Annotated in this window: 11 protein-coding genes; 8 read left to right on the top strand and 3 right to left on the bottom strand. The window is 72.1% G+C overall.

Annotation, left to right across the window (positions count from 1 at the left end; all coding sequences use genetic code 11):
- Nucleotide 1 precedes the first annotated feature (1 nt).
- The 8 genes from ACFV2S_RS10750 to ACFV2S_RS10715 all read left to right on the top strand — a co-directional run bounded on the left by ACFV2S_RS10750 (nt 2) and on the right by ACFV2S_RS10715 (nt 8,386).
- Nucleotides 2–1,645: a phytoene desaturase family protein gene (locus ACFV2S_RS10750; RefSeq protein WP_385556271.1), complete on the top strand. Its 1,644-nt coding sequence runs from the start codon at nt 2–4 to the stop codon at nt 1,643–1,645.
- Nucleotides 1,642–2,697 carry an MDR family NADP-dependent oxidoreductase gene (locus tag ACFV2S_RS10745; protein ID WP_385556217.1) on the top strand — a complete coding sequence of 352 codons (1,056 nt, stop codon included), beginning with the start codon at nt 1,642–1,644 and terminating at the stop codon, nt 2,695–2,697. The genes ACFV2S_RS10750 and ACFV2S_RS10745 overlap by 4 nt, the downstream gene beginning before the upstream one ends.
- The gene (locus tag ACFV2S_RS10740; RefSeq protein ID WP_385556215.1) at nt 2,694–3,776 is read left to right on the top strand and encodes a Rieske 2Fe-2S domain-containing protein; all 1,083 of its coding nucleotides are present in this window, start codon (nt 2,694–2,696) and stop codon (nt 3,774–3,776) included. The genes ACFV2S_RS10745 and ACFV2S_RS10740 overlap by 4 nt, the downstream gene beginning before the upstream one ends.
- 138 nt (nt 3,777–3,914) lie before the next feature.
- Entirely contained in the window at nt 3,915–4,361 is a 447-nt protein-coding gene (locus ACFV2S_RS10735; RefSeq protein WP_385556213.1) for a TIGR03618 family F420-dependent PPOX class oxidoreductase, read from the top strand.
- 83 nt (nt 4,362–4,444) lie between these two features.
- Nucleotides 4,445–5,218 carry an RNA repair domain-containing protein gene (locus tag ACFV2S_RS10730; protein WP_385556211.1) on the top strand — a complete coding sequence of 258 codons (774 nt, stop codon included), beginning with the start codon at nt 4,445–4,447 and terminating at the stop codon, nt 5,216–5,218.
- Entirely contained in the window at nt 5,208–5,684 is a 477-nt protein-coding gene (locus tag ACFV2S_RS10725; RefSeq protein WP_385556209.1) for a hypothetical protein, read from the top strand. The genes ACFV2S_RS10730 and ACFV2S_RS10725 overlap by 11 nt, the downstream gene beginning before the upstream one ends.
- A gap of 49 nt (nt 5,685–5,733) precedes the next feature.
- Entirely contained in the window at nt 5,734–6,201 is a 468-nt protein-coding gene (locus tag ACFV2S_RS10720) for a hypothetical protein (protein WP_385556207.1), read from the top strand.
- A gap of 445 nt (nt 6,202–6,646) precedes the next feature.
- On the top strand, nt 6,647–8,386 hold the full coding sequence (locus ACFV2S_RS10715; RefSeq protein ID WP_385556205.1) for an Imm49 family immunity protein: 1,740 nt from the start codon (nt 6,647–6,649) through the stop codon (nt 8,384–8,386).
- A 24-nt stretch (nt 8,387–8,410) separates the two neighbouring features.
- Here the strand turns inward: ACFV2S_RS10715 and ACFV2S_RS10710 are convergent, their stop codons facing one another.
- The 3 genes from ACFV2S_RS10710 to ACFV2S_RS10700 form a co-directional block, all read right to left on the bottom strand.
- Nucleotides 8,411–9,589 (bottom strand): GDSL-type esterase/lipase family protein, encoded by a 1,179-nt coding sequence (locus ACFV2S_RS10710; RefSeq protein ID WP_385556203.1) that lies wholly within the window; start codon nt 9,587–9,589, stop codon nt 8,411–8,413.
- Between the two features lie 75 nt (nt 9,590–9,664).
- Nucleotides 9,665–10,234: a TetR/AcrR family transcriptional regulator gene (locus ACFV2S_RS10705; RefSeq protein ID WP_385556201.1), complete on the bottom strand. Its 570-nt coding sequence runs from the start codon at nt 10,232–10,234 to the stop codon at nt 9,665–9,667.
- Between the two features lie 129 nt (nt 10,235–10,363).
- On the bottom strand, nt 10,364–12,259 hold the full coding sequence (locus tag ACFV2S_RS10700; RefSeq protein ID WP_385556199.1) for an N-acetylmuramoyl-L-alanine amidase: 1,896 nt from the start codon (nt 12,257–12,259) through the stop codon (nt 10,364–10,366).
- Nucleotides 12,260–12,679: the final 420 nt, after the last annotated feature.

Genomic DNA, 12,679 nt, shown 5'->3' with positions numbered 1-12,679 from the left:
CATGCTGATCGTGGGCGGGGGTCTCGGCGGCCTGTCCACCGGCTGCTACGCCCAGATGAACGGCTACCGCAGCAGGGTGCTGGAGATGCACGAGATCCCCGGCGGTTCCTGCACCGCCTGGGACCGGGGCGACTTCACCCTGGACTGCTGCGTCAGCTGGCTGCTCGGGAGCGGCCCCGGCAACGAGATGCACCAGATCTGGCTGGAGCTCGGAGCCCTCCAGGGCAAGCGGATGCGCAACTTCGACGTCTTCAACACCGTGCGCGGGCGGGACGGCCGCGCGGTCCACTTCTACTCCGACCCGGACCGCCTGGAAGCCCATCTGCTCGCCCTCTCGCCCGCCGACGCCCGGCCGATCCGGGACTTCTGCGCCGGGCTGCGCACGTTCCGCCGGGCCCTGGCCCGCTATCCCTTCCTCACCCCGGTCGGGCTGATGGGCCGGATGGAGCGCTGGCGGATGCTCGCCTCCTTCGTCCCGTACTTCAACGTGATCCGGCGCTCCCTCACCGTGCTGATGCGGGACTACTCCCAGCGGTTCCAGGACCCGCTGCTGCGCGAGGCGTTCAACTTCATCCTGTACGAGAAGCACCCCAACTTCCCGGTGCTGCCGTTCTACTTCCAGCTCGCCGCGCACGCCGGCCAGTCGGCGGGGGTGCCCGAGGGCGGCTCGCTCGGCCTGGCGCGCTCGGTCGAGCGGCGCTACCTCGGACTCGGCGGCGAGGTCGCGTACAACGCCAAGGTGGTGGAGATCCTGGTCGAGGAGGACCGGGCGGCCGGCGTCCGGCTCAGTGACGGGACGGAGCTCAGGGCCGACATCGTGGTCTCCGCCTGCGACGGCCGCACCACCCTGCTCGACCTGCTGAAGGGCCGCTACCTCACCGACGCCTACCGGGAGCTGTACACCAGCACCATCGCCGAACCGGGCATGGTGTTCCCCGGCTACCTCACCGTCTTCCTCGGTCTGCGCCGTCCGTTCCCCGAGGGCGAGCCCTGCACCACGCACCTGCTGGACGACGACCTCGCGGCCCGGCTCACCGGGATCCGCCACCCCAGCATCAACGTCCAGTTCCGCAGCCGTCACTACCCGGAGCTGTCGCCCCCGGGCACCTCCGTCGTGTACGCCACGTACTTCTGCGACATCGCGCCCTGGCGTGAGCTGAGCACCGGACCCGAGCAGGCCACGCGGCTGCGGCGCGGCGAGGAGCTGCACACCCTGCCGGTCGGCCGCGGACGCGCGTACCAGCGGGCCAAGCGGCAGGTGCGCGACGCGATCACCGACTTCCTCGACCAGCGCCACCCGGGGCTGCGGGACGCGATCGCGGTCCGGGACGTCTCGACCCCGCTCACGCAGGTCCGCTACACCGGCAACTACGACGGCACGGTGCTCGGCTGGCAGCCGTTCGTGACGAGCGGCGAGACCGTGGAGCAGGAGGTCAAGCGGCACGGGCCCGGCCTTCCCGGGCTCGCCGACTTCTACCTCTCCGGAGTCTGGGCCACCACCGGCGGCCTCATCAGGGCCGCCGCGTCGGGACGGCACGTCATGCAGTTCGTCTGCCGTGACGACGGCCGGCCCTTCACCGCCTCCGTCGACCACAGCGCCCCCCTCCCCGTCCAGATCATCGACCCGGCAGGAGCAACCCCTTGAAGACCGAGAAGTGGATCGTCAGCGAGCACGGCGACGGCGTCCCGGACGTGGACCGGATGTACGTGAAGGTGGTGGAGGACCTCGACACCGCGCTGGCCGAGGACGAGATGCTCCTGCGCACCCGCTACGTCTCCGTCGACCCGTACCTCCAGGGCATCGCCCTGGACACTCCCGTCGGCGACCACATGGGCGCCGACTCGATCATGGAGGTACTGGCCGCAGGGCCCCGCGCCAGGTTCGGCGTCGGCGATCTCGTCCAGGGCTTCGGCGGCTGGCGCACCCACCTGGTCAGCACCGGCGCGTCCGCTCTGTGGCAGACCGGGACCTTCCCGATGGTCTTCCCCGCCTACCGGCGCCTGGACCCCGCCCACTACGACGAGGCGCTGCCGCTGAGCACCGCGCTCGGCATCCTGGGCGGTGCGGGCATGACCGCCTGGGGCACGCTCAACAAGTTCATGACCGTGCGGCCCGGCGACACGCTGCTGATCAGCGGCGCGTCCGGCGCGATCGGCACTCTGGTCGGCCAGTTGGCCAAGCGCTCCGGCGCGCGGGTGGTCGGCACCACCGGTTCGCCGGAGAAGGCCGCCCGGCTGACCGCGCTCGGCTTCGACGCGGTGGTCTCCTTCCAGCACGGCGGGGACTCCGCGCAGCTGCGCGAGGACCTCGCCAAGGCGGCCCCCGGCGGGATCGACAAGTACTTCGACAACCTCGGCGGGGTGATCACCGACACCGCGTTCCCGATGCTCAACGTGGACAGCCAGGTCGCCGTCTGCTGGCAGTGGGCGAGCCAGGTCGGCGGCGAGTGGTCCGGCCCGCGCCTGCTGCCGTACATCATGTTCCCCCGCACCACGATCCGCGGGATCTTCGCCCTGGAATGGTTCACCGACGAGAACTGGGCGGCCCTGCACGCGGACCTCGCCCCGCTGGTCCGGGGCGGGGAGGTCCGGTACCAGCAGACCGTGCACCGGGGCTTCGACAGCATCCCCGCCGCCTACCGGAGCCTGTACACCGACCGGGCCGGGTCCTTCGGCAAGGTGCTGGTCGAGCTGTGAGCCGCAGGTACACCCGGCCCCTCACCGAGGGACCGAGCCCGGCGGACGCCCACGCACCGAGCCTGCCGTACCCCGACGGATGGTTCGCGGTGGCGTTCTCCTCCGAGCTGGTACCGGGCACGGTGCTGACGCGGCCGCTCCAGGGCGAGGACGTGGTGCTCTACCGGCTCCGCGACGGCGGGGTCCGGGCGGTCCGCCCGTACTGCCCGCATCTGGGGGCCCATCTCGGACTCGGCTCGGTGGAGGGGGACGACCTGATCTGCCCCTTCCACCGCTTCGCCTTCGGCCCCGACGGCGCCTGTGTGCGTACGGGGTACGGGACGCCACCGCCGCCGTCGTCCGGCCTGACCCAGCTGCCGGTCCGCGAGGTCAACGACGCCGTGTTCGTGTGGCGGCACCACGACGGGCGGGCACCGGACTGGGAGCTCCCGGACTGGCACACCCTCGGCGCACGGGCCCCCCGCCTCGCCACCTGGGAGATGGCGGGCCACAGCCAGGACGTCGTCGAGAACGCGGTGGATCTCGGGCACTTCACGCCCCTGCACGGCTGGGGTGAGTCCGAGGTCGCCGAGCCCGCCGTGTTCGAGGGACGGAGCTTCCGGGTTTCGGTCCGCTCCCGCGAGCGCGTGCCGCTGCTGGGCGAGAGCCCTCTGGAGGTGACGCTCGAGGGCTGCGGCATCAGCCGCGTCCACGTGTGCACCGCCCTCCCGAGGTTCGGGGTGCGCACCTGCGCGATGTACGCGGCCACGATGATCAGACCCAGCGTTTTCCAGCTCCGCCAGGCGAGTTGGCTCGATGTGGCCGAGCCGGGCGCGCTGCCGGAGCCGGCGGCCCGCTGGGTGAGCCGCTCGGCGGTGCGGCTGCTGTCCGGGCTGATGTTCCGCGGGAACTGCGAGTTCGTGGCCCAGGACTTCCCGGTCTGGGCGACCAAGCGCTACCAGTCCCCGCCGCGGCTGGCCCGGGGCGACGGTCCGATCGGACCGTTCCGGCACTGGGCCCGCCAGTTCTATCCGGCGGAGCCCCTGCGGGCGCACGTCCCGTCGTCGGTCCGCGCGGCGGAGGACATCGGGGCGACCTGAGCGGAGGGACGGGGCCGGGGGGACCGGGGGGGTCCGGGGGGGGAGTGCGGGGCGGAGGCTTCCGGGGGGGGCGGGGGCCAGGGTGGCGGCGGAGGAGGATTCGGGCTTTCGGTCGGTCGCGGTGGGTAGTCTCGCGCCATGAGCGCATCTTTCGACGCAGCCGTCCGCGCACGACTCCTCGCCCCCAACATCTGGTACGTCGGGACCGTGTCCGCCGACGGCGCACCGCAGGTGAGCCCGATGTGGGTGGATCTGGAGGGTGACGGGGAGCTGATGTTCAACACGTCGGTGGGCCGCGTGAAGGAGGAGAACCTCCGGAACGATCCCCGTGTCTATCTCTCGCACGCGGACGCCGCCGACCCCTTCGACCGGGTGCAGATCAGTGGTGTGGTGGCCCGGTTCGTCGAGGGGCAGGAGGCGCACGACCGGATGGACCTGCTGGCCCGCAAGTACCTGGGCGGCGACCGGTACGAATGGATCATGCCGGGCGAACAGCGGGTCGCCGTGATTGTTCGCCCGGTCAAGGTGAGGCACATCGTCGGGGTCGAGAGGTTCCGTCCCGGGGGACCCGTACCGGCTCCCTGATCCCGTGGTGCGAGCCTGTGAGGGGTGGGTTTGCGGGGGCGACCGGGTGCGCGGCACTCTGGTGGGCGAGGGCAGGTGCTGACGTGCACACCAGCGACGAGGTCTACCACCGTGTGCTCTGGGACCCGCGGTTCGATCCCGAGCGGTTCGTGAGGGGGATCGCGGAGCGTGGGGCCCCGCCGAAGCGGGTCCTGCTGGGCGACTTCGTGCCGGGCGGGGAGATCCCCTGGCACCGGGTGGTGTTCTTCGAGGCGGACGGCCAGGTGGTCTGGGACCGCGCCTCGGGCGTCGACAGGCTGGGTGAGACCCTCCTCGGGCAGGACGGTCCCGTGCCGGCACCGGAACCGGGCGACGTCCTGGTCGTCCCGCCGACGAACCGCAGCGCTGTCGCGTGGCTTCCGCCGCGGAGGCTGCGGCCGCCGATCCAGCACCTTCGCCGCGCACACGACCGGCAGGTCCACCGCTGGCCGCCGCACGTCAACGTGCTCTTCGGCTTCGTCCCCGAGGCCGAGTTCGCCCGTGCCCTGCCGCTGGTCGCCGCGGCTCTGGCCGAGACGGGTCCCGCTGTGCGGATCGGAGTGTCGCGGCTTCACCCCGCACCTGTCCCTCGGCCGTTCCCCGGACCCCGCCTCCTGGCCCGCCAGGTGGAGGCTCTCCTCGGCCCCATGACGGCCCGGGTCGACGAGCTGGCCGTGCTCTCCCGGCGCGGCGAAGAGCCGATGCGGGTCCGGGCCCGCGTCGCGCTCGGCAGCGGGGACGTCCGTACGCCGGAGGGTCCGGACCTCCCGGACGGCCTTGCGCCACCCGCACCGCTCCCCCGGTCTCGCGCCGGGCAGAATGGTCCCCATGATCGATGAGGCGGGCGCGGGCTTCGCGCTGGTGAGGGGTGCGACAGGCTTCTTCGTGCCTGCGGACGGCCCGCTCCCCGTCAGCGACCTGCGGGTCTTCCGTACCGCGCTGCATGCCGCTGCGCGAGCCGCAGGGGGCGAGGTCGGCGAGATCGAGGGCCCGGAGTACCCCCGGACCTTCCACACGGCTTCGGTGATCGGCCGTGCGGGCGAGAGTGTCGTTCTCCATCACGCGCATCACCCCTGGATCGCCTTCGCCGAGGAACGCCGGACCTGGTACGACCGGGAGTTCCTTCCGCCTCCCCCATGGGCGTCCACGTTCGCTGAGGCGGGCCTCACGGTCCTCACCGACGAACAGCTCGCCACGCCCCTCTCGGCCGTCGACACGTCGGTGCTGTCGAAGACCGAATGGCGTCACATCCGCGACTACGGCATCAGCACGGTCGGTGGAGCACTCTTCAACGCATGGGCCTGATCGGCCTCCGCTTGACGGTGGACGGCCACACGCGTGGGATTCTTTCGGGATGGATACCTTCACGGCCCGGCTGAACGGCGCGTGGGAATGGTGGTCGGCCGCCATCGAGGAAGCGCAGGAAGGCCGCTGGGTTCGTGACGCCGTGGAGCGGCAGGTGGTGGCGGACATCATGGCCGCGACGAATGCCCTGCACGGCGGCCGACTGGCCCCGTTCACCGAGGACTCGTGGCACGTACGCATCGGGCGGATCGCCAACTGGGCCGGAGTGCTCCGGCTTGCCGCGCGAGCAGGGGGGTGGGAACTCCGGCCGGTCGCAGGGCGCGGTCCGAAGCACCCGGCGGGTATGGCCGAACTGCTGTCCGGCATCTACGCGATCGGTGAGCAGGGCGAGCAGTGGATGGCGCAGCTTCTTCGCGAGCGTCGGACACCACCGGAGAAGGAGATCGCCCAGGCGGAGGGCTTCCTGACCGGGCCGGGGTCCATGGAGGATCTTGAGCTGTTCTTCTACGACGACTGACGGGCATCCCGCTCGGTCAGCACGCGGACGGGCCGTCAGCCGCGCTCGCCGTCCGGCGCGCGGCAGGGTGAGGTGGTGCTCGACGGCCGCGGGGAGCCGGCCAGAAGGGCGAGCCAGTCCTCGACCGTCGCGCGGGCGAACCCGGCCCGGGCTCCGCCGGGCTGGGTGAGGGAGCGCGTGCGCGCCTCGGCCCAGAGGCGCGGCAGCGGCCGGTGTTCGACGCACCCTGACCAACCGGCTCGCGGCCCCGGGAACCGCAGACCCGTCTTGGGGCCGGTGAACGCCAGGACGCGGGGCCCGTCCGCCTGCGCGCCGCGCTGGGCTCGCCGAGGCGACGCCGTAGGGCTTGGGGCCGGGCTCACATCACCCGCGTGTCAGAGTCCGCGCCTAGGCTGTCGCAGGAATTCGATCAGGGAGCAGAGCAGTGCGAATAGAGCGTCACCAGGTGGGCGAAGCCGCCGTCTCGGCAGCGCGCGAGGACTTCACGAACCGCATCGGGCGTCAGGTGCACTCCATGTCGAGAGCCGGCCGCATGGCCACGTACGAATGGCAGTCGATCGCGGACGAGTTCCTCGACTACCTCGGCGCTCTCTCCGTCGAAACACCCGGCCTCGACAGCCCGGAGGCCAAGGCGGTTCTCAAGGACGCCTCCGAGGCCGCGGTCGGCGCCGTCGCCTATGCCGCCTACCACCCCCACTGCGCCTTCAACGTCTTCCTGGAGTACGTCAACTTCGGCATGAGCTACGACCCGGGTGACGACGCCCCCGAAGAAGCGGTCACACCCGGCGAGTGGATCGACGCCCTGTGTCTGTCGGTGCTCCGGGACAGGGTGAAGTGGCACGGTGAGGAATTCACCTTCGCCCGGCGGAAGTTCGCCGAGCGGGCGCAGGGAACGCCTGGTGGCGAGCTCGCCACGGGGTTGACGGCCGTGGTCCTGGACGACGCCGGCGACGGGGAGTACCCGCCGAGCGCGCGGGCCAGGCTGGCTGCCCTCGACGCCGCTCTGGACCGGATCCGTGCCCGCGCCGAACAGACCGGCGATCCCCTTCTGGACCGTCCCGACAGCCTTGCGCTGTGCACGCTGCGCGCACTGGCGGCGGAGGACCGGGAGGCCTTCGATGCCGCACTCGCCGACCTCCTGACCAGGCATGCCGCCCAGCACGGCCCGACGGCCACACCGAGCACGCTCCTTCCCCTGGTCCCCCTCGCGCTCGCCGCGCTCGCGTACCGGACGCTGGGCTGGGCACCCGCCGTCGACACGGACTACCTCCCGCACGCGCTGGTCACCGGCTTCGAGACGCGGGGACCGCGGGTCGCGGGGTTCGGCCGGAGCCGGCGGCCGGACGCTGTCGCCGCGCTCGCCACGGGCCCGCTCGTCGTGGAACGGCCCGCCTGCGGGCGGGAGGGGGAGGGGATCCAGCGGATCGAGGCCATGTACGAGGAACACCTCCACGAAGCGTTCACTCCCGTCGACGGCAAGCCCCTCGCCGTCTGGCGTCTGGCCGGTGTGCTGGAGGACCAGAGGCGTCTGTTCCAGTGGCGGGCGGGGAACCCCGGCGATCTCGCGGCCGCCCAGTTCGCCACTCTTCGGCTGGGCTCTCAGACGGGCGCGGCCCTGTTCCGCGTCGCGCTGGCGGAGCCGGACACCGAGGTCGAGGTGTCCGTCGGCGGGCGCACGCTGCGCTACCCGGCCAAGCGGGGCAGGGAAGCCGGTGCCGGGTTCTGGCAGATGGCCGTCGCCTTCGCGCTGATCACCGGTGTGCGTGAGGACCTCGCGCCTCTGGTCCTGACCGGCCCCGCCTTCGCCGGCCCGGACGGTTCCGCGTCCACCGCGTACCGCGAGGGGCTCCACGCCTACCTGTCGGGCGCCGAGCCCGAGGCGGCCGCGCAACGGGCGCTGGAGGAGGCCGAGAGGGCCAAGGACTGGGGTTTCGCGATGCCGCCGGCGGTGCTGCTGTCGCAGCTGGTGGAGGGCGACGAGGAGAGCTTCAACCTCGCTCTGGCCGACGCGCTCGAAGCCCATCGCGCCTACTACCAGGTCGCCGACCGCGCCGACGGCCCCGAAGTCTCCGTCAACCTCGACGTGCTGGCCCTGGCCTGCCACGCCCGCCGCCGGGGCTGGGCCGTCCGCGTGGAGTCCCCCTACCTGCCGCGGTACCTCCTCCAGGCTGCCTCTCCCGCATGACCGGAACGGTCCCGGGAGGTCCGGTCAGCCTGTCGTCGCGGCGAAGGGGCCGCCCTTCGCGAAGGCCAGGTCGGCGAAGTTCTCGCCGATCCGTCGGTGGCCTTCGGGGCCGGGGTGGATCGCGTCCGGCAGGGGGAACTGCTTCTGGTCGCTCTCGCCGAACAGGTCCAGTCCGTCGAGGTAGTGGAGGTGGGGGTCCTCGGCGGACCGCTGTGCCACGATGCCGGCCATGACGTCGCGGATGATCGTGAGCGTCAGCTGTCCGGCGGCCGTCTCGGCCGGATCTCCGGTGGCCTTGAACTTCAGGGTCCCGTCGGTGAGGTCCGGCATGAGGGGGCCGGGGGTGTTCTCGTGGGTCGGGCACAGGATCGGGGAGATCAGGAGCAGGGGTGTCGTGGGGTGCCCGTCGCGGATGGTGTCCAGGAAGCCGTGGACGGCGGGGGCGAAGGCGCGCAGGCGCATGGCGTCGGTGTTGACGATGTTGATGCCGAGCTTGACGCTGATCAGGTCCGCGGGGGTGTCGCGCACCGCGCGGGCGGTGAACGGGTCGGCCAGTGCGCTGCCGCCGAATCCGAGGTTGATCAGCTCCACGTCGCCGGCGGAGGCGGCCAGGGCGGGCCAGATGGTGCTGGGGAAGACCGCGTTGGATCCGTGGCTGATGGAGCTGCCGTGGTGCAGCCACACCCGGCGCCCGGTCCGGGGCGCGGGGGTCACGGGGGCGTCCGTGCGCAGGGCGATGACCTCGGTGATCTCCGCGTGCGGGAGCCAGATCTCGATGTCCTTCCCGCCCGGCGGGAGCGAGGTGAAGCGGGCGGTTCCGACGGGGCCCGGGGTGAGCTGTGACGCCTGGGTCTGCAGGTCGGTGACGGTGCGCAGGTTCCCGCCGGTCACGGTGGCCTGGGCGGCGAGCCGACCGTCGACCAGGAGGTCGTAGACACCGTCCGGTGGGGGCGGGAAGCCCGCGTAGACGCGCTTGGTGGGCAGGGTGTCCAGCTCGATGGTGGTGGCGCTGGTACGGAAGGCGACCCGGACGCCGGAGGGCTGGGCCTCGGCGACGGCCAGGCGGTCGTCGGGGATCTGGCGGCGCGCCCGGGCGGGCAGCCGGTGCGGAAGCAGGCCGTGGGCCGTCTCTTCCACGTCGAGGTGGCCGCGCAGGAAGTCCGCGGTGACGGGGGTGGTGATCAGCTTCTGGCTTGTGCTCATGACGTCGAGCCTCTTGTGCGTAGGGGGTTTGGCCGCCTGGGCGGGGCGTGTGGCGTTCCGGGTGACGCGACCTGGTCAGGAGGTGGGTCGGCTCCGCAGCGCGGTGTCGAGGCGGTCCAGGGTCCAGGCCCAGGACTGCTGCGTGCCGATGTCCGTGTGGTCGAAGGCGCCGGCCGCCTCCAGGGCGGCATACCCGTGGAAGACGCTGCCCAGCATGCGGACCGCGTGCGTCTGGTCCGGCTCCGGCAGGTCGTAGCCGCGCAGGATCGCCCGTGTCATCTGTGCGTGCCGGACGCCGGCACTGGCCAGGGCGGTCTGCGGGTCGAGCCGGTACCTGGCCGCCTCGTAACGGCCGGGGTGAGCGCGGGCGTAGTCGCGGTACGCGTTCGCGAAGGCCGTCAGGGCGTCTTTGCCCGCCCGCCCGGCCACCGCGTCGGCGACCCGGTCGGCGAGTTCCTCCAGCGCGAACAGCGCGATCCGGGTCTTGAGCTCGTGGGAGCTCTTCACGTGCGCGTACAGGCTGGCGGGCTTCACGTCGAAGCGCCGGGCGAGCGCGGACAGGGTCACCTGCTCGAACCCGGCCTCGTCCGCGAGGTCCGCACCTGCGAGCGTCAGGCGCTCCGGATTCAGTCCTGCCCGCACCATCACCCTCACCTACTCCCAGTCAGCCTATGGCCAGCATAGTTTTGCCTATGACCTATAGGCAAATGCTGTATGAGGTTAGGTTTCGTGTGCCCTGCTCTTTCCGCCGGCCCCGGCGGATCGGCTCCGCCGCTACCGGCTCGTCTCCGCGGTGTTCACCGTGGCCAGGCGCCGGTTGTACTGGATCACCTCGTACTTCTGGTCACCGGTGACGACGGCTTCCCGGCGCGTGGGTGTGGCGGGGAAGAAGTCGTCGGCGGCCACGGGTGTGCGGGCGGCCACGTAGGCCTGGCCCGGGGGGAACGTGTACATGCTGAAGCGCGTCTGTTCCGACGCGGGCAGTCCCTGGGGGTACTCGTCGGCGCGAGGGTACGCCGTGGTGGAGAGGGAGACCGACTTCACTCCGCCCGCCGGACGGAGAATCCGCGCGTCCGGGACGGGGCGGGTGTTCACGCCGGCCGGGTTGTGGATCCATCCCTTCCTCCCGCCGAACCAGATGGCCGTCCAGTCCCCTCGGACGTCCGCGACCACGAACTCCTGGCCCCACACCACGGTGGATCCCCAGTCGTCGATGTGGTCGGTTCCCGCCGAACCGTCCGGACGGAGGGCGAGGTCGGAGACCAGCGGGGCGTCGTCACGGGGCTCCGTGTGGACGTAGAGGAGGTTCGCGGGCTGTGTCCGGGTCCGGCACGTCGAGTCGCACACCGTCACCTTCTGCGGGTTCTTGCCGTACGCCGGGGCGATCTCGACCGCCTGCCCGATGCCGATGTTCCCGCCGGCCCGTCCTGCCCCTCCCCTGCGCTCCCGGGGCTGGTCGGCGCCGAGAAGCGCCATGAACTTCTCCCAGTCCCAGTAGGGCCCCGGGTCCCAGTGCGCGTCCGGCGCCCGGGACGGCCTCGGCGGGAGGACGTTGTCGTGCCCGATGATGTGCTTGCGGTCCAGTGGGACGTCGAAGCGCCGTGCCAGGTAGCGCACCAGCGCGGCGGTCGCCTTGTACTGCGCCGGAGTGAACCACGTCGGCCCCTGCGCGGCGTACCCCTCCATCTCGATACCGATGCCGTGCAGGTTGACCCAGTAGTTTCCGGCGTGGAAGGCGATGTCCTTGGTGGCGACCATCTGCGTCGCCTCACTGCCGTCGGCCTTCATCACGTAGTGCGCCGAAACCCCGCTGACGGGGTCCTGGAACCAGCTGACTCCCCCGTCGTAGGACCCTTCGAGGTCATGGATGACGATGAAGTCGACGCGCATCCCGTTCGAGTTCCGGGAGGACACCTGGTAGTTCGAGGCGGCGGCGGGAGCGAACCGGCAGCGCAGCTCGCCGGGGCACTCCGTCGCCGCCGCGGCCGATGCCCGCAGTCCCAGGGACGCGAGCTGCGACCTCGTCGGGCGGACGGACGGGGACTTCGGCAAGGACACCGTCTGGCCGTCCTTGCGCACCCTCTGCCTGCCGGTGCGGATCGCCTCGAACACCCCGTCGGCGAACCTCTCGGCCGTGGCGGTGTCGGCGGCCTGGCTGTAGTGCGCCACAGCCCCGTACCAGCCGCCCGGGTCGATCGGGATCTCGCGGGTGACCCGCCGCTGATACGAGGCGAGCAGTGCCGCGCCGCCCCGGAGGTTCTGCAGTTCGTCCCGCTGAAGGGTCCGGGGCGCGACGCCGATCATCGCGGCGGCGGCCTGCAACGTGTGCTCGGACGGGTCGTCGGTGCCCGTGGCGTCCACCGGCCCTTCGCCCGGGCGGTGGGCGTACGTCCCCCCGGACGTCGTGTCCGTCAGGTGCATCGGGCCGTAGCCGCCCTTCGTGCTGGGACGGCCGTCGTTGGCCTCCCACCACGAGGACTCGTAGCTGACGCCGAGAAGCACTTCCTTCGGTACGCCGAACTCCGCCGCCGCGCGCTCCGCGGCCCGCTCGAAGCCGTCGGGTGGCGCGTCGGAGGGCAGGGCGTGCCCAGCGGTGGCACAGCCCCAGATGAGGGCCACCGCCACTCCCGCGGCGCCGAAACCCCGGTGCCGCCTGTGTCTTCTGCTCACAGCACGTCCCTTTCGCTAGGGCGGTCGTCGTCTGGCCGAGGCCGATGCCGCGGCCGCCACCATCCTTTGCGCGGGAACCTTCCGGTCCCACCGACGCGCCCGAGACGCGCGGCCGCGTCACCGCACCAGAGCATTCGCCCACCCCTCGCGTGGCCCGCGTGCGGGCTCTCCGGAAGACCATCCGACCGGTCGGCTCGGGTGTGCTGGTCAGCGCAGGCCGAGCCGGTCGGCGAGGACAGGTCCGACGATCAGCGCGGTCGTCACCGGTCTCCCCCTGCCGGAGACCCGAGCCCACCCTGCCGCCGGTCGGAGCAGACCGAGGGGCGGGGGGGGCGCGCCCGGCCGGCGCGGCGGGGGGCCCCGCCCGCGACTTCGCACCGGCAGCGGGCGGGGTGTAGGGGTGGGGCGAGGCGGGGGGTG

The sequence above is a fragment of the Streptomyces sp. NPDC059695 genome, from assembly GCF_042733785.1.
GTDB lineage: Bacteria > Actinomycetota > Actinomycetes > Streptomycetales > Streptomycetaceae > Streptomyces.
The sequence above is the reverse complement of the archived record's forward strand: the minus strand, read 5'-3'. Positions and strand labels throughout refer to the sequence as shown.